This is a genomic window from Ampullimonas aquatilis, from assembly GCF_049675895.1.
Lineage (GTDB): Bacteria > Pseudomonadota > Gammaproteobacteria > Burkholderiales > Burkholderiaceae_D > Ampullimonas > Ampullimonas aquatilis.
Window position 1 is genome coordinate 322,677 of the sequence record NZ_CP183834.1, and the last position, 17,243, is coordinate 339,919.

At 50.6% G+C, this 17,243-nt stretch carries 11 protein-coding genes; 8 read left to right on the plus strand and 3 right to left on the minus strand.

Translation table 11 applies throughout. The annotated features are described in order from the left end of the window. Nucleotides 1-11 precede the first annotated feature (11 nt). Nucleotides 12-701, plus strand: a complete 690-nt coding sequence (gene mtgA / locus ACMYR3_RS01495) for a monofunctional biosynthetic peptidoglycan transglycosylase (RefSeq protein WP_424193835.1) — start codon at nt 12-14, stop codon at nt 699-701. Beyond that, on the plus strand, nt 698-2,194 hold the full coding sequence (gene mgtE, locus ACMYR3_RS01500) for a magnesium transporter (protein ID WP_424193837.1): 1,497 nt from the start codon (nt 698-700) through the stop codon (nt 2,192-2,194). The genes mtgA and mgtE overlap by 4 nt, the downstream gene beginning before the upstream one ends. A gap of 152 nt (nt 2,195-2,346) precedes the next feature. Here mgtE and leuA read toward each other — a convergent pair whose 3' ends face one another. The 3 genes from leuA to thiD all read right to left on the minus strand — a co-directional run bounded on the left by leuA (nt 2,347) and on the right by thiD (nt 6,622). After that, the gene (gene leuA, locus ACMYR3_RS01505) at nt 2,347-4,086 is read right to left on the minus strand and encodes a 2-isopropylmalate synthase (RefSeq protein ID WP_424193839.1); all 1,740 of its coding nucleotides are present in this window, start codon (nt 4,084-4,086) and stop codon (nt 2,347-2,349) included. A 378-nt stretch (nt 4,087-4,464) separates the two neighbouring features. Continuing rightward, nucleotides 4,465-5,739 (minus strand): glutamate-1-semialdehyde 2,1-aminomutase, encoded by a 1,275-nt coding sequence (gene hemL, locus ACMYR3_RS01510; protein WP_424193841.1) that lies wholly within the window; start codon nt 5,737-5,739, stop codon nt 4,465-4,467. 34 nt (nt 5,740-5,773) lie between these two features. Then, the gene (gene thiD / locus ACMYR3_RS01515; protein WP_424193843.1) at nt 5,774-6,622 is read right to left on the minus strand and encodes a bifunctional hydroxymethylpyrimidine kinase/phosphomethylpyrimidine kinase; all 849 of its coding nucleotides are present in this window, start codon (nt 6,620-6,622) and stop codon (nt 5,774-5,776) included. Between the two features lie 151 nt (nt 6,623-6,773). Here thiD and ACMYR3_RS01520 point away from each other — a divergent pair, with 151 nt between their 5' ends. The 6 genes from ACMYR3_RS01520 to ACMYR3_RS01545 all read left to right on the plus strand — a co-directional run bounded on the left by ACMYR3_RS01520 (nt 6,774) and on the right by ACMYR3_RS01545 (nt 17,144). Continuing rightward, nucleotides 6,774-6,926 (plus strand): rubredoxin, encoded by a 153-nt coding sequence (locus ACMYR3_RS01520; RefSeq protein WP_424196303.1) that lies wholly within the window; start codon nt 6,774-6,776, stop codon nt 6,924-6,926. 177 nt (nt 6,927-7,103) lie between these two features. Further along, nucleotides 7,104-7,511 (plus strand): response regulator, encoded by a 408-nt coding sequence (locus ACMYR3_RS01525; RefSeq protein ID WP_424193845.1) that lies wholly within the window; start codon nt 7,104-7,106, stop codon nt 7,509-7,511. Between the two features lie 26 nt (nt 7,512-7,537). Then, nucleotides 7,538-7,903, plus strand: coding sequence for a response regulator transcription factor (locus ACMYR3_RS01530; protein ID WP_424193847.1), 366 nt, complete (start codon nt 7,538-7,540; stop codon nt 7,901-7,903). Between the two features lie 45 nt (nt 7,904-7,948). Further along, a complete protein-coding gene (locus ACMYR3_RS01535) occupies nt 7,949-8,494 on the plus strand; it encodes a chemotaxis protein CheW (protein WP_424193849.1) in 546 nt (181 codons plus the stop codon). A gap of 454 nt (nt 8,495-8,948) precedes the next feature. Then, nucleotides 8,949-10,889 (plus strand): methyl-accepting chemotaxis protein, encoded by a 1,941-nt coding sequence (locus ACMYR3_RS01540; protein ID WP_424196305.1) that lies wholly within the window; start codon nt 8,949-8,951, stop codon nt 10,887-10,889. A 45-nt stretch (nt 10,890-10,934) separates the two neighbouring features. After that, nucleotides 10,935-17,144, plus strand: a complete 6,210-nt coding sequence (locus ACMYR3_RS01545; protein WP_424193851.1) for an Hpt domain-containing protein — start codon at nt 10,935-10,937, stop codon at nt 17,142-17,144. The last annotated feature ends 99 nt before the right edge of the window (nt 17,145-17,243 follow it).

Genomic DNA, 17,243 nt, shown 5'->3' on the forward strand with positions numbered 1-17,243 from the left:
CGGTGATCGGTATGCTGAAAAGCCTGATATGGCGCGTTTTCTGGATCAGTTGTGTGGGACTGATCGGGATTCAACTTTATCTGTTTGCGCAGATTGCTTTATGGGTGCATGTCAATCCAGGCTCCACAGCATTTATGCGTGCCCAGCAACATATCCTGGCCAAAGAGCAGCCCAATATCAAATTGCAGCACGAGTGGGTCGACTATGCACAAATTTCGCGACACTTAAAACGTGCAATTATTGCCTCAGAAGACGCAAATTTTGCAGAACACGATGGTGTAGAGTGGGATGCGATATTTAAAGCCTATGAAAAGAACAGCAAGAAAGGCAAAATCATGGTCGGTGGTTCGACCATCACGCAACAGTTGGCCAAGAACCTGTTTTTGACCGGTGAGCGCAGTTATTTACGCAAGGCACAGGAATTTATCGTTACCTATATGCTCGAATATTGGATGGATAAAGAACGCATCTTTGAAATTTATCTCAACTCGGTAGAGTGGGGCGTCGGCGTATATGGTGCCGAGGCGGCGTCACGCCATTATTTCAATGTATCGGCGGCCAATCTGAGTATTGCACAAGCAGCGCGGTTGGCGGTGATGTTGCCCAGTCCGCGTAAGTTTGATCAGAACCGCAATTCACCTTACCTGGCACAACGTTCTGGAGTGATTGCCCGTCGTATGGGCAGTGCGGAGTTGCCATGAACGCCAACCACGTCCAACGCCCCATGGTCGAGGCCAGTGAGCCACGCGCCACAGAAGATCTGCAACACGCGCTGGCGCGGGTGCAGGAGCTGCTGGCCAAGTTTCATCTGGTTGAAAACCTGGTGCATCGACAGGAAGAAGCGCGCAACGATTACGAACGCCACAATCTGGTAGAAAGCCTGGTTCATCGGCAACATCTGGTTGAACTGGCCGGTGTGCTGGAAGAGCTGCATCCTGCTGACGTGGCCTACATTCTGGAAGCCTTGCCACTTAAGGATCGGCAGGTCGTTTGGGATCTGGTCAAGGCCGAGCGCGACGGCGATATTTTGCTGGAAGTGTCCGATGCAGTTCGGGAAACACTGATTGCCAGCATGGACACCGAAGAACTGGTGGCCGCTGCAGAAGGTCTGGATGCCGATGAATTGGCCGATCTGGCACCTGACTTGCCAGCCGAGGTGATCGAAGAAGTTGAACAGAGCCTGACCATTGAAGAGCGCGAACAACTGCGCGCAGCTATGAGCTATCCCGAAGATTCAGTCGGTGCGCGTATGGATTTTGAAATGGTCACGATTCGCGAAGATGTGACCCTCGAAGTGGTGCTGCGCTATTTGCGTCGTTTTGAAGAATTACCCGAGCAGACCGACCAGGTGTTTGTAGTGGATCGCAAGGATAAATATCTGGGTAGCCTGTCGTTTGACAAGCTGCTCTTGAATGAGCCGGACGCCGAGGTGCAAGATCTCATGGATCGTGAGGTGCTCACGCTCGAACCGGATGACGATGCCGGTGAAGCTGCGCAAGCTTTTGAGCGTTATGACCTGGTGTCAGCACCCGTGGTGGATAAGTTTGGTCGGCTGGTTGGTCGCCTGACGGTCAACGAAGTGATGGACGTGATCCGTGAAGAGAGTGAAGCCGAAGTGCTGGCTCAAGCCGGTTTGCGCGAAGAGGAAGACTTGTTTTCTTCGGTATGGAAGTCGGCACAAAACCGTTGGCTCTGGCTGGCGGTCAATTTGTGTACGGCCTTTTTTGCCAGTCGTGTGATTGGTGGCTTTGAGGCGACCATTGAAAAAGTGGTCGCGCTGGCCACCCTCATGCCGATTGTGGCCGGGATTGCCGGTAACTCAGGCAACCAGACCATGACGCTGTTTATTCGCTCGATTGCGCTCGGCCAAGTCAACTTTGCCAATGTCAAACGGCTGATTCTGAAAGAGCTGGCGATTGCCACGCTCAATGGCGTGTTTTGGGGGGTGATTGCGGGAGGTATTGCCTGGCTGCTGTATCGTCACACAGCTCAAGGCGTGACGCTGGGTTTATTGATGATGTCGGCCATGTTGCTCAATCTGCTGGTGGGCGCAGTGATCGGTACGCTCGTGCCGCTCACCTTGCATAAACTCGATCGGGACCCTGCGATGGGTTCATCGGTGCTCCTGACCTTTACCACTGACAGCATGGGGTTTTTCATCTTTCTGGGTTTGGCGACGCTGTTTTTTCACTGAACCATTCGAATCAATTTGGCCTTGAATGAATGCAAAATAGCCCATACTCATATAGAGTATGGGCTATTTTTACTTGCTTAAGTGCCTATTCATTGGCCTTATAAAATTACACTAGAGTAGTATATTTTTTCCCAGTTGGCTGGTGAAAGACCTCACACGGTTTGCGGTAAGGTAAACAGTCCCACTTCCTGAGTGTTGGCAATCGTACTGCCGTCGATCAAGCGTTCGTGTACCCGATTGATCCCGCTGATCACCGCCATCACCGACGCAGTCACGATATTGGGGTGTAGACCCACGCCAAACACGCTGCCGGCCATGCCATCGGCCACCATCTCGGCATAGGCCACCGCAGTTGCCTGCGCGCCCTGACTGGTCGAGCGTTCTTCATAACTATGCAGTTTCAACGGTACTTTGATCATTGGCGTCAAGGCAGCCAGCAAGGCGTCGATAGGCCCATTGCCCTGACCGTGCAACGTGGTTTCATGGCCCATGATGCGCACGGTCAAATCAATTGCCTGTGCACTTGGATTGCTTTGATCGATTTCACGCAAGTGATGGGTGATATAGCGAATCGGCTCATGCTGGCGCAAATATTCGTCGGAAAACAGTTCCCAGATTTGCGCCGATGTCACTTCCTGACCGGTGCCATCGGTGACTTTTTGTACCGCGCTACTAAACTCAACCTGCAGGCGCCGTGGCATGACAATGCCGTAATCGGTTTCCAGCAAGTAGGCGATACCGCCTTTGCCAGACTGGCTGTTGACGCGAATGATCGAGTCGTAAGTGCGGCCCAGATCGGCCGGATCCACGGGCAAATAAGGTACAGCCCACAAACTGTCAGGTGTTTGTGCGGTAAAGCCCTTTTTGATGGCGTCCTGATGCGAACCCGAAAACGCCGTGAATACCAGATCACCCACATAGGGGTGGCGCGGATGAATGGGCAACTGGGTGCAATGTTCAGCCACCCGAGCCACTTCATTGATATTGGAAAAATCAAGACCAGGATGCACGCCCTGGGTATAAAGATTCAAGGCCAGGGTTACGATATCGACATTACCGGTGCGCTCGCCATTGCCAAACAAACAGCCTTCCACGCGATCAGCACCAGCCATGACGGCCAGCTCGGCTGCGGCCACCGCCGTGCCTCGATCATTGTGGGGATGCACACTCAAGATAATGCTGTCACGGCGTTCCAGATGACGATGCATCCATTCAATCTGGTCGGCATAGACATTGGGCGTGCTCATTTCTACCGTGGCGGGCAAGTTGAAAATCATCTTGGCGGTGGTTGTGGGTTGCCAGGTGGCCGAGACGGCATCACACACCGCTTTGGCAAAGGCCAGTTCGGTGCCACTAAACACTTCGGGGCTATATTGATAAACCCATTCGGTTTGTGGATTGGCGTTGGCCAGCTCGCGAATCAAGCGTGTGCCATCGACGGCAATCTGTTTGACGCCAGCTTGATCGAGCTTGAAAACAATCTCGCGAAAATTGGGCGCGGTGGCGTTATACATATGCACAATCGCGCGGCGTGCACCTTGCAAGGATTCAAAACTGCGGCGAATCAGGTCATCACGCGCCTGGGTCAACACCTCAATGGTGACGTCATCGGGAATATGGTTTTCAGTAATTAAACGACGCACAAAATCAAAATCCGTCTGCGAGGCAGAAGGAAAGCCCACTTCAATTTCCTTGAAGCCGATCTTGACCAGTTGTTGAAACATGGCCAGCTTGCGTTCGGCATTCATTGGCTCAAACAGCGCCTGATTGCCATCACGCAGATCGGTGCTCATCCAGATTGGCGGTCGGGTAATGGTTTGATTGGGCCAACGGCGATCAGGTAAACTGACTGGCGCAAAGGCACGATACTTGGTGGTGGGATATTTCAACATGATGAGTCCTTCAAAAAGCAGGTGCAGCGAATAAGTAGCATGCACCAATGGCACATAAGCGAGGCACATAAACGATATAGGAGTGGTTCAGCGAGTGAACCACAACAAAAGCAATAGCAGAAAGGGAGAGGTGTTTAGTCGCGTGTGCCAGACGCTAGACGAGCTAGTAGCGTCAGAGCAGCAGGACGTGCAATTACCAAACGGCGTGCACGTAAAGAAGCCATAGCAGACAGACCCAGCTCAATACTGAGCAGGCAGGCAGTGATCGATGCGATCAATGAAAGGGTCTGTGCGGTTGACATGGTTCAAGTGTGGCTGATGACTTGGCGAGTGTCAAGTCATCCAGGCCACATCAATCAAAAATCCATCATCAAATTTTTAAATCTGCTTGAAAGCTTTTCTGGCCGCATCAAAAGTTTGATCGAGCACTGCGTCGTCATGAGCCGCTGACACAAAGCCAGCTTCAAAAGCAGAAGGTGCCAGATACACACCCTGATCCAGCATGGCATGGAAAAACTTGTTGAAGCGTGGCACATCGGCGCGCATGACTTCGGCATAGGAGCTTGGAATCTGCTCGGCAAAATAAAGGCCAAACATGCCACCAACAGCGTCTGAACAAAATGGCACACCGGCTTCTTTGGCCAAATCAGCCATACCCTGAGCCAATTTACGGGTTTGCACACCGAGTTTGTCAAAGAATCCGGCAGTGCTGATCAGTTTCAAGGTTGCCAAACCTGCCGCGACAGCGACCGGATTACCTGACAAAGTGCCAGCCTGATACACATTTCCAAGTGGCGCCAGATTGGCCATGATGTCTTTTCTACCGCCAAACGCGGCAACGGGTAAGCCACCGCCAATCACTTTGCCGAGCGCAGTGATGTCGGGCGTTAGACCATAGTGGCCTTGCGCGCCCTGCAAACCAACCCGAAAGCCGGTCATCACTTCATCAAACAGACTGATTGCACCGTGTTTGGTGCAAAGGCTGACCAGGGTTTGCAAAAATTCGGGCTTGGCACGCACCAGATTCATATTGCCAGCAATGGCTTCCACGATCACACAGGCGATGTCATTGCCAAATTGGGCAAATGCCTGTTCCAGCTGAGCGGTATCGTTGTAGTTAAGTACCAGCGTGTCCTTGGTCACATCGGCCGGTACACCACCCGAACTGGGATTGCCAAAAGTCAGCAAGCCCGAGCCGGCTTTGACCAGCAGGCTATCGGCGTGACCGTGGTAGCAGCCCTCAAATTTGATGATCTTATTGCGCCCGGTGGCGCCGCGAGCAAGACGAATCGCACTCATCGTGGCTTCGGTGCCGCTCGAAACAAAACGAATTTGCGCAACAGAGGGCAGCAAGCTGATGACTTGTTCGGCAATTTCAATTTCGGCTTCGGTCGGTGCACCAAACGACAAAGAACTGGCCGCAGCCTGTTGAACTGCCGCGGTAACAGCGGGATGAGCATGACCAACAATCATCGGGCCCCATGAGCCGATATAGTCAATATAGCGTTTGCCTTCGGCATCAAAAATATAAGGGCCTTCACCGCGGGTGATGAAGCGCGGCGTACCGCCGACTGACTTGAAAGCGCGCACTGGCGAGTTAACACCGCCAGGAATGACGCGCTGGGCGCGAGCAAAGAGGGTTTCGTTGTTCATAGGCATACTCAAAGTAAATATCGGACAGATAGCGTTATTGATCTTCTTCGGAGCGGATCCAGAAAAAACGGTCGGGCAGGGTGTGACCCATGCCCAGACGCAAGGGTTGTTGCAGGCTGCTTTTCAAAAACTCGTGGGCTTCAGCGACAGCGACAGGCACTTCCAGGCCAGTCGCCAATAATGTGCTGATCGCTGCAGCCAGAGTGTCTTCCGCGCCCATCAAGCTGTAAGGCGGGGTTTCCCAAATATCTTGGCGTACCAGCCCTTCCTGGGCATAGAGCGAGCTGCAGAAAGGTTTGCGCAGGTCGGTCGTGCCTAGCAGGAGCACATACTCACAACCACGCGCCAACAGGCTATCCGCAATTTGTTTGGTGTCGCTGCCATCGACATCGCTGGTATCCGAAAAGGCGTGGCGCATGGCTAACTCAATATGAGCGATATAGAGCGAAGATTGAGACAGCAGCAGGCCGACCTCGGCCTCCAGTAATTCTGGATAACCGAAATTGTCCTGTTCTTCCAGGCAATTGTGCAAGGCCAGCGAGGGCGCAAAAATGAAGGGCAAATCAGGGTAATCCGAAGCGATTTCTGCGATGACGGCAATATTTTCCAGGCTGCCCGCCTCCGAAATCTTGATGGCAGTGCACGGCATATCCTCCAGAACGGCGCGGGCCTGGTCGTCAACCCAGTCACTATCAATGGCCTGAAAAGCGTCGTAACCCGTAGAGTCACTGATCGTCAGACCGCTCATGACGCTCAGGCCATGACTGCCCATGCTGGCAAAAGTCAGCAAATCGGCCTGAATGCCACCTGCGCCGGTCGGATCAGCAAAGCCGATTGTCAGTACGACAGCGGTGGTATTGGGTTTTGTAAGAGATTCTGACATTAGTTAATAATACAAATGAGGTCTTAGCTGCAGGATGAGTGATTTCATCACGTAAAATCAAGCTGCTATTCTCGCATAGCCGATTATTAACAACTTATTTAACAACTTAAAACAGGAAACTGAAGTGTCTGCTAACGAATATAAAAGCTGGATGTGTCTGATATGTGGCTGGATCTATCATGAAGAACAAGGCTCACCAGAAGAGGGGATAGCGCCAGGAACTCGCTGGGAAGAGGTGCCGATTAATTGGACCTGCCCGGAGTGTGGTGCCCGCAAGGAAGACTTTGAAATGGTGCAGATTTAGGACAATCAAGCGCCGTATTGGGTGTACCGTGAAATACGGCTTGTTTAAACCTGAAATATGCCCGCTATTTCTAACTAGAAACAAATGGTTACTTGTAGCGGCAAATACTCTGTAGCTAGAATCGATTTGTAAATAAAGCTGACATTTAACAGCAACATATTTAAAGCGAGACAGATTATGGGTATGCAGCAATCAGAGACAGGCTTCAAAGTGCTGGTCATTGATGACAGCAGCACGATTCGCCGTAGTGCGGAAATTTTCCTGGTACAAACTGGCTTCGAGGTCATTTTGGCCGAGGATGGCTTTGATGCACTCTCCAAAATCAACGATTACAAGCCAGACCTGATTTTTTGCGACATTCTGATGCCACGTCTGGATGGCTATCAAACCTGCTCGCTCATCAAGCGCAGCGATAAATTCCGTCAAACACCGGTGGTCATGCTGTCTTCCAAAGATGGTTTGTTTGACCGTGCACGCGGTCGCATGGCTGGCTCAGATGATTATCTGACCAAGCCATTCACCAAAGATAGCCTGATCAAAACTGTTAAAGCTTATGCCAACAAGCTCGCAGTAGTGACTAACTAATAATTAAATACACACGAGGGAGAACCATGCCAATTTCTAAAATCCTGGTAGTCGATGACTCACCAACCGAGCTGTTTTTTGTTTCTGACCTGTTGACCCGCAATGGTTATACCGTGACGACAGCACAAAATGGTGAAGAAGCCATTTCCAAAATCAAATTGGATAAGCCTGAACTGATTGTGATGGATGTCATCATGCCAGGACAGAATGGTTTTCAGGTGACCCGCTCGATTACCAAAGACCCGGAAACCAGTGGTATTCCCGTCATCATGTGTACCAGCAAAAATCAGGAAACTGACAAGATCTGGGCATTGCGCCAAGGCGCTAAAGATTACGTTGTTAAGCCAGTCAATCCTGACGAACTGCTCAACAAGATTGCGGCGCTTAATTAAATCGAGTTTTTCTTAAACCCAAACTAAGGAAAGCGGAAGGCAGCTATGTCCGAAATCGATCTACAGGAAAGACCAACGCGACGGTTGCGTCGTGAAAAGATCAGCTTGCCAAATTTTCAGGCCGACCTGATTGAACGTTTGCGTTTGGCTAAAACAGCTCAGTTGGGTACGACTGCGCTGGGTGTGCAAATCGGTAAAACCAATTGGTTGATTGACCTGACCGAGGCGGGTGAAATTCTGCCAGTCAGTGCACCGACCAGTGTGCCATTGACACAAACATGGTTCAAAGGGTTGTTGAATATTCGGGGTGAATTATCCAGTGTGATTGATCTGAATGAGTTTCTTGGTCTGGCAGCGACACCGTTGGGCAAGGAAAGTCGGATTTTGTCGTTTAACGCAAGACTTGATGCCCATGCGGCCATTCTGATCAGTCGCATGCTGGGCCTCAAAAATCTTTTGCAAATGAAACCGGCAGGCCATGAAGATGGACGTGGTCAACCGCAATTCATTGATGCATCAGAGCAGCAATGGACCAGACTTTCTCTGAAAGAACTGGCTCAGGATCCCAGGTTTTTACAGGTATCCAAGTAGATTTAGCAGCGCGCAACAAAAAAGAAAAATTGAAAAGTAACGGGGAAGGTGGGCGGAGACATCAGCCCGTTGTCATTCTTAAAAAATAACCAAACGAGGTATGCATATGGCACTCAAACTGCCTAGTTTCAAACTTGCCAAAAAAGAGGCTGCAGATTTTCTTCATAGCGTGACTACTCAGGCGATTGATGCTGCAGATGATGGGTATATGTCTGTTCAAGCAGGCGGAGCGACCATGTCAATGGATCATGCTGCAATGGCTGTCGCTGCCGAAAACGATGTAGTTGACTCAGGCAATAAGAAAACCAGTGCACTTCAGTTTGGCGCATTTGCTGGCAAGATTGGTGGTGTCCTCGAAGCAGTACAAGGGATTTTTTCCGGCCAGAATAAACAACAGCAATTTAGAACCTGGTTCAAGATTGTGGGTGTGTCACTGACCGGTCTGGTGGTGTTAATGGTGGCAGATAGTTACCTGGCTTCCAAGGCTGGTTCGCAGGCCAATATTTCTGGTGAAATGCTGATGCATTCACAGCGTTTGGCCAAAGCGGTACCGAGTGCCATGGAAGGTAAGAGCATTGCGTTTGCACAGTTAAAGGAAAGCCGCGATACGATCAATCGGGATTTTGAAATTTTGAAGAACAACAGCTCTGGTGAAGCGGCGCTGAAGCTGGAGAAGCTGGCGCAGGATTGGGGTAACTCTGATAAAAATGCGCAAGCCGTGTTGGAACGTCAGGATATGCTGATGAATTTCGGTAATACGATGCAACGTTTCAATGATGAAACACCCGTTATGCTGGAGTTGGTTGAGCAGATTCAAGCACTCAAGTTAAGAAATAATGTCAGTAACACAGAGATTGCAGCAACAGGTCAGTTGATGATGTTGACCCAGCGACTTGGTAAGAGCGTGAATCAGTTTTTGAGTATTGAGGGTATCAGTCCTGAAACTGCTTTCTTGCTGGGTAAGGATGCCAACACATTCCGTGATCTGATGGATGCGTTCAATCATGGTGACAGCAATCTGAGAATTGCCGAATCACGTGATCCAGAAGTAAAGGCCAAGCTTCAGGAGTTGGCCAATGTATTTACTAATATTCAAGAATCATCCGGCCTGATTTTGAGCAATTTGCAAAGTTTGATTGCTGCTAAACAAGCGACCAAGTCTATTTTTGAAGACAACGAAAATTTGCGTTCCGAACTGACGGGATTACGTGACGTTTATGTGGATAGTTCTGAAAACCGACTCTGGTTCCGACTTCCAATGGTTTTGTGTGGTCTGATCACATTGCTGGGCGCCGCAATTTTGTCTTCCTTGTATTTGAAAGAAAGCCGCGAAGTGGCATTGGAAGCAGAACAGCGTCGTCTGGAAGCAGAAGATCGTCAGCTTGAAGTAAGACGTCAGAATGATGCTAACCAGGCTGCGATTTTGCGCTTGATGAACGAGTTGCAGGAAGTGGCGGATGGTGACTTGACGCAACAAGCTACGGTGTCAGAGGATATTACAGGCGCGATTGCTGACTCGGTTAATTACACAGTGGAAGAGTTGCGCAACCTGGTAGGTCGCGTGACTAACGCCGCTGAGCAGGTGACACAGGCTTCTGGCCAGGCTGAAATGATTTCTACTGAGTTGATGATTGCTTCACAAGAGCAGTCTCGTGAAATTCGGGCAACTGGTGAAGCGGTGCTGCAAATGGCTTCACAGATTAACGAAGTTTCCAGCAATGCTGCGGAATCTGCCAATGTGGCGCGTCAATCTCTGCAAGCTGCAGAAGAAGGTCAACGCGCGGTGCAGGATGCGATTTCAGGCATGAACGAAATTCGTGAACAGATTCAGGAAACCTCCAAACGGATCAAACGACTGGGTGAATCCTCCCAGGAGATTGGTGAGATTATCGAACTGATTTCTGACATTACTGAACAGACCAACGTGTTGGCCTTGAACGCTGCGATTCAGGCGGCCTCTGCTGGTGAAGCGGGTCGAGGCTTCTCAGTGGTTGCGGAAGAGGTGCAGCGACTGGCGGAACGTTCTGGTGAGGCGACGAAACAGATTGGTGCGCTGGTTCGTACGATTCAGACCGATACACAAGATGCGGTGAGTGCGATGGAAAAAAGTACTCAGGGTGTGGTTGAGGGTGCCAAGCTGTCTGATGCGGCAGGTTCTGCGCTCGGTGAGATCGGTCGGGTTTCTAAACAACTGTCTGAACTGATTGAAACCATTTCAAGAAATACAGCAGAACAGGCTCATTCGGCAGGTGGTGTGGCACAAAACATTCAGCACATTCTGGAAGTAACTGAGCAGACTACTGAGGGTACGCAACAGACTGCCAGTTCGATTCGTGAGCTGACTGCGCTGGCTGAACAGCTTAAAAATTCCGTGGCCCGATTCAGGGTTGCATAAGCAGGTTTTCGTCTGGAACTCTATTTGTAGAAAGGCGCATAACCAATGGCTAATGACACTAAGCAGACTGAGGGTGGATTGTTATCCTTTTCGCCTGCACAGTCTCTGCAGGGGGCTTTATTCTGGGTGACCGAGCAGATTCGCGACGGTTTTGCCCAGTCTAAAGAGTCCTTGCAATCGATACTCACAGCCACGCTGGATGATGTGGCTCAGCTTAAACATATTGGGTCGGCACGACAACAATTGCATAAGTCGGTGGCTCCAGTTTATTTTATTGATGTGCCAGGCGCAGCGCAGCTCTGTCAATTGCTGGAAGCAGTTTTATTAAGATTGGAAGAGGGTAAACTGGCGGTCAGTAATGAATGCGTCACCTGCATTCTGGATGCGCAAAGAGCGGTACTTGAATATTTGGAAGATATCCAAAGTGGTGGTGCCGTGGTGCCGGTGCGGTTATTTGCACAGTATCATGCCCTACAGTCTCTGTTAGGCGAGATGGGCACTCGTCCTGCTGATTTGTTTTTCCCCGATTTGTCCGGGTTTGTTACCGATACTTCGAATCATTTCATCGCCGATGTTGAAAAACTCAATGTTGCCAGATTGGACTATGAGCAGCATCTGTTGGGTTTTCTGAAAAGTGAACAGCCAGAACTGTTGGCGACCAGACTCAAGCAGAGTGCTGCCAATATTTTGCAACTGTTTCAGGACAAGCAACCACAAGGATTCTTTCTGGCAGCAACGGCCTTGTTTGAAGCAGCCGAATTACAAAAACTTGTCATCGACAAGAACCTGAAAAGTCTGGCTGGTGCGATCAATATTCAAGTTCGCCGGATTCAGGAAGGTCAGGGCATCCCAGCCAAACTGCTTAAAGAAATGTTATTCCAGCTCTCGCAAGCCGAGCGCGATCAACTTGACGTTGATAGCTACCTCAATCGTGCTTTGCAGATTTTCAAGCTGCCTAAAATCAATGCCAAGGATTTTTCACGCCCTTACTATGGTGTCGTTGATCTGAAACAACTGGCGGACGCTGGCGAAAGTTTGATGCGTGCCAAGCAGTGCTGGAATCGTGTGATTTCAGGTGAGCTGGCGCAGATTGCGGATATGGTCGCACAAACGGCCAATCTGCACATGGTGGTCGCCAAGCTCAAGCGTGGCATGCTGGCCAATTTGTGCTTTCAATTAGAACTGCTGGCCAAACAGATTGCTCAAACCAATCGTGCACCTGAAGAAACCGTTGGCATGGAAGCGGCGCTGGCGCTGCTCTTCATTGAGCAGGCGTTACAAAACTTTATTCGCCTTGATGATTCATTTGATGTTCGTGCCGAGCAGATCACTATTCGCTTGGCTACTCTGCTCAGGCATGAGCCGTTGCAGGCCACTGAAGCATGGATGGATGATATTTCCCGTGATGCGATGCAGAAGTCAACACTGCAATCGGTGATTGATGAGTTGCGTGGTAATTTGCGAGTTTCTGAGAAAACACTGGATGAATTTTTCCGTCGTCCCGAGGACAATTCTCGTCTTTCCGAAGCGCTCGAAAAACTGGGTCAGATGTCCGGCGTATTTATCGCCTTGGGATATGACAACGCCTTTGCCGCGGTCGAATCCTGCAAGCAGACTTTAAGTTTATTCTTGGATATTCATACCGCACCTGACGAGTCACAACGTGCTGAGCATTTCAATCGACTGGCCAGTATTCTTGGTGCACTGGATGTCTATATTGAAGTGTTGCCTTATCTGCCTGATCTGGTCAAAAAACAATATGAGTTTGATACTGCGGCCGGTGAATTTAAGTTACTCAAGCAAGAGCAGTCGCTGGATCTACGGGATGCAACACGGACTGCTGGACCAATCGTACGCCTTGAGCCAATTGCTGATGAAGCCATCAATAAAACCGAGGCGCTTGCTCAGGAACCTGAGCTGGTTGAGCCACCGGTGCCGACCATTAGCACGCCAGTACCAGTCGTTATCAATCAGGCGGATGTGGATCCCGAGTTGCTCGAAATCTTCCTCATGGAAGCGGAAGAGGTGCTGGAAACAGTCAATAATCATTTGGGCTTGTCAGAAGGACATCCTGATAATGTTGAGTATTTGACGACTTTGCGGCGTGCTTTCCATACTCTCAAAGGTAGTGGGCGGATGGTGGGTCTCAAAGAGTTTGGAGAAGCCGCCTGGTCGATTGAGCAGACGCTTAATCTGTGGCTCGCCAATGGCACGCCGGGTACACCGGATCTGTTCAAGCTGCTGCATTATGTTTCGGCGGAATTGGATGCGTGGGTTGGAGAGCTGAGCCAGGGCGGTTATTCAGCTCGCTTGCCAGATGCCATGATTGCCTGCTCTGAACGTGTTCGTCAGGGTGGTGACTTCCAGGTCATGGTGGTTGAAGCTGCACCAGTTGCCGTAACTCCTGTTGAATCTGTTCAGGTTGAACCGCAAATTGAAGCAACACTGCCAGCTCTGCCAGAATTGGAAAAATCAGACGAGCCTGTGGTTGAGGCGGTATTGCCAACCATTATTGAATCTCTTGCCGAGCGCAATGAGTCAGATCGGTCTTTGGTTGATGAAGTCACTACCGATGATTTGCCAATTATCGAAACCATTGAGCTCACAGCATTACCTGCCGAGTTGTCTGATGATCTGACCAGTGATTTTGCCAATGAGCTGACGGCTGATTTGAGCAGCGACCTGAACCTTGAGCCACTTGAGTTGGTATCAGAATTGCCAGCTTTGGAACTCAGCGGTTCGATTGATGCAACGCCCCTGGTTGCCGTACCTGTTGTTGACGAGCTTCCTGAGGAAGTCGTTGACGAGGTTATGGAAGAATTGCCAATACTGGCTGAACCAGTACAAGAAACTGAGCCTGAAATCATTGCTGCTGCTTTGCCGGTATTGACACCACGCGATGTTGAGGCCGTGCAGCCGGAAGAGCGTGTCAAACAGATTGGTGAGCTGAAAATCAGTCTGCCACTCTATAACATCTTCCTCAATGAGGCTGATGAGCTGATTCGTTTCATTGCTACCGATTTTTCAGAGTGGCGTCATGAGCCAGCTCGTTTGGCTCGTCTTGAAACACTGCGGTCGATGCATTCTTTAGGTGGCGCATCAGAACTGGTGGGATTGGAGTGTGTCAGCCGGATTGCCGAACGCCTTGAAAAACTGATTCATTCTTTTCACTCGCAAGAATCTGAATTGGGTACGGCTGCCGAGCATACACCGATTGAGCTGGATGCCGATCACTTTGATATTCTGGATCATGCTGTTGATCGTATGAATAGCATGTTGCATCAGTTTGCTGCGGGTCAGCTGGCTGAGCGTGACGAAGTGGTTGAACAATCCATCACTGATTTGCATAATGCCTTGCAAGAAGCGGTACAGCAAACTCAGCAGGTGGCCAATGATGCGGTGGTTGAAGAGGTTGCTGTTGTAGCCGAAGCCAACGAGGTGATTGAGCCAGTGGCTGAGATCGAAGTTGCACCGATTGCTTATGCTGAGTTGCCTGATTTTGCCCAATCTGAAACACCGGTTGTCGTTGAAGGATTGGTGGCTGATCAACCAGAATTGGTCAATGAGCCGCTTGCCATGATTGAAAGCGCAGTACTGCCTGCTGCTGAGTCTGCGGAATCCGAGATGGTTACTGAATTGCCGCTTGAGCAGCCAGTGGTGGCTATTGTCGAGGTGTCAGACGCGCCCGGGCTTGACGAGTCAGTTGCTGAGTTGCTGAGTGAACCTGAGCCACTGCCCGAACCCGTTGTGGCTGCTGCACCATTGGTCTCGATTCCGGTCATCAAGGAAACGATCGTTGACGATAGCGTTGATGAGTATTCCGACGAAGCCGTTGACGCCGAATTGCTGGCTATCTTTCTGGAAGAAGGTCATGAAAACATGCCGAAGATTGCTGGCCATCTGGCCGCATGGCAGGAATCGGTAAAAAATCATACGGCGCAACCCGATCTGAATCCGCTGCTGCGTCTCTTGCATACCGTTAAAGGTAGTGCCCGGATGGCGGGTGCGATGCAGCTGGGTGAAGTCTTGCATGATCTGGAAACCCGGGTTGAGTCGGCCATGCGCCTGTCACCAATTCCGAGTGCGGTGCTGGAAGATTTGTTTGCGACAGCCGATGAATCCATGTACCTGTTCGATCTGCTGGAAAATCCAAACGCACAACGACCAGTTCCCTTGTCAATGACAATGGATGATCAGGCCGAGGCAGCACCAGCCACGAGCGAAGAGCAAGAAACAACGCATACTGCGCAAGCACTGGTTGAATCTGCCAAGCCCGCCGATATGGGTATGGCCAAAGATGGCATCATGCCGTCTGAGTGGGTACGTACCGATGTTGACAAGGAACTGGCCGCAGCACCAAGACAAGTGGTGCGGATTCAGTCACATGTGTTGGATCGCCTGGTTAACAACGCCGGTGAGGTCAATATTGCGCGTGCTCGACTGGATAACGAACTGACTGTCTTGCGTTCCGCGGTGAGTGATCTGACCCAGAACGTGTCGCGTCTGCGCACCCAATTGCGTGATATTGATATCCAGGCCGAGACGCAGATGCAGTCGCGTATGGCACTGAGCAAAGACACGGAAAAGACTTTCGATCCTTTGGAGTTTGACCGCTTTACCCGCTTCCAGGAATTGACCCGGATGATGGCGGAGTCGGTTGGTGACGTGGCCACAGTTCAGCAAAACATTAGTCGTGCTCTGGATAGTGCGCAAGATGAATTGATCTTGCAATCACGTTTGACACGGGATCTGCAGCAAAATCTGATGCGTGCACGCATGGTGGCGTTTGGCAGTATTACCGAGCGTCTCTATCGTGTGGTGCGGCAGGCTTCCAAAGAACTGGGCAAACGGGTGGCGCTGGATATTGTCGGTGCGCATCTGGATATTGACCGCGGTGTGCTGGAACGCATGGTGGCGCCGTTTGAACATTTGCTGCGTAACTCGATTGTGCACGGTATCGAATCTCGTGCAGCGCGACTGGCCAGTGGCAAGTCGGACGTCGCCGAACTGCGCATGGAAATTCGTCAGGAAGGTAACGAGATCATTATTGTGGTGGCCGATGATGGTGCTGGTCTGGATCTGGACAAGATCCGCTCCCGTGCTATTGAGCGCAAGTTAATTTCAGCAGATGCCCATTTGTCTGAAAACGAAATTGCCAACCTGATCTTTACACCCGGTTTCTCGACTGCCGATGAAGTGACTCAGCTGGCTGGTCGTGGCGTGGGTATGGACGTGGTGCAAACCGAAACTGCGGAACTGGGTGGTCGCGTCGTGGTGGATTCGGTGCTGGGGCAGGGTTCTCGCTTCACCATTTACCTGCCACTGACCACTGCGATTACGCAGGTGTTGATGGTACGCATCGGCTCACGTGTGCATGCCATCCCGTCGTCCATCATTGAGCAGGTTCAGCAAGTCAAAATGCCGGAACTGACTCGCATGTACGATCAAGGCAAAGTACGCTTTGCTGATGAAGATGTGCATTTCTTCTACTTTGGCAATATGCTGGAAGATACCGAATCCGCACCGCTGGCGCAAAAGTATTCACCAATTGTCATTGCCAGGAGTGGTGTTGAACGCGTTGCTTTGCATGTGGATGAAATTCATGGCAACCGTGAAGTGGTGGTCAAGAACATTGGCCCACAACTGGCACGGATGGTCGGTATCTCGGGGGCGACGATTTCTGCCAGTGGTGATGTGATTCTGATTTTCAACCCGGTACAACTGGTTGGCAAAGCCCTGGAATTCAAGTCCAAAGGTCAGTCGCAACAATTGCCACAAGCTGACGGTGACGTTGCCGTCGCCACGACTAACCAGCCAGGTCAGGTTGATGGTGGCCAGACCAAAGCTGAAACTGGGCTGTCCAGCCTGCCAACTGTGATGGTGGTGGATGATTCGCTGACCGTGCGTAAAGTCAGTCAGCGGCTCTTGCAGCGCGAAGGTTATCAAGTGCTGCTGGCCAAGGATGGTGTGGATGCGCTGGAGCAATTGCAGGGCGTCACACCCGACGTGATGTTGCTCGACATTGAAATGCCGCGTATGGATGGTTTTGATCTGACGCGCAACATCCGTGCTGATGAGCGGCTGCGTAAACTGCCAATCATCATGATCACTTCACGTACCGCCGATAAACACCGTAACTATGCGATGGAGCTGGGCGTCAACGAGTACATGGGTAAACCTTATCAAGATCAGCAATTGCTGGGTAAAGTGGCTCAGTACATGGGCAGCAAAGCACCCAAGCATAGCCTGAACTGAGATACTCATTAAGTGTATTTTTATTGAGTTAATAAAAATAAACTTAAGAGGTTAAAAACTGCATATCCTCCTAGGGGGTATGCAGTTTTTTTTATGTTT

What these genes read in the sequence shown, in the direction of transcription:
- mtgA (WP_424193835.1), top strand. Translation starts at nt 12, where the DNA reads ATGCTGAAAAGCCTGATATGGCGCGTTTTCTGGATCAGTTGTGTGGGA.
- mgtE (WP_424193837.1), top strand. Translation starts at nt 698, where the DNA reads ATGAACGCCAACCACGTCCAACGCCCCATGGTCGAGGCCAGTGAGCCA.
- leuA (WP_424193839.1), bottom strand. Translation starts at nt 4,086, where the DNA reads ATGTTGAAATATCCCACCACCAAGTATCGTGCCTTTGCGCCAGTCAGT.
- hemL (WP_424193841.1), bottom strand. Translation starts at nt 5,739, where the DNA reads ATGAACAACGAAACCCTCTTTGCTCGCGCCCAGCGCGTCATTCCTGGC.
- thiD (WP_424193843.1), bottom strand. Translation starts at nt 6,622, where the DNA reads ATGTCAGAATCTCTTACAAAACCCAATACCACCGCTGTCGTACTGACA.
- ACMYR3_RS01520 (WP_424196303.1), top strand. Translation starts at nt 6,774, where the DNA reads ATGTGTCTGATATGTGGCTGGATCTATCATGAAGAACAAGGCTCACCA.
- ACMYR3_RS01525 (WP_424193845.1), top strand. Translation starts at nt 7,104, where the DNA reads ATGGGTATGCAGCAATCAGAGACAGGCTTCAAAGTGCTGGTCATTGAT.
- ACMYR3_RS01530 (WP_424193847.1), top strand. Translation starts at nt 7,538, where the DNA reads ATGCCAATTTCTAAAATCCTGGTAGTCGATGACTCACCAACCGAGCTG.
- ACMYR3_RS01535 (WP_424193849.1), top strand. Translation starts at nt 7,949, where the DNA reads ATGTCCGAAATCGATCTACAGGAAAGACCAACGCGACGGTTGCGTCGT.
- ACMYR3_RS01540 (WP_424196305.1), top strand. Translation starts at nt 8,949, where the DNA reads ATGGTGGCAGATAGTTACCTGGCTTCCAAGGCTGGTTCGCAGGCCAAT.
- ACMYR3_RS01545 (WP_424193851.1), top strand. Translation starts at nt 10,935, where the DNA reads ATGGCTAATGACACTAAGCAGACTGAGGGTGGATTGTTATCCTTTTCG.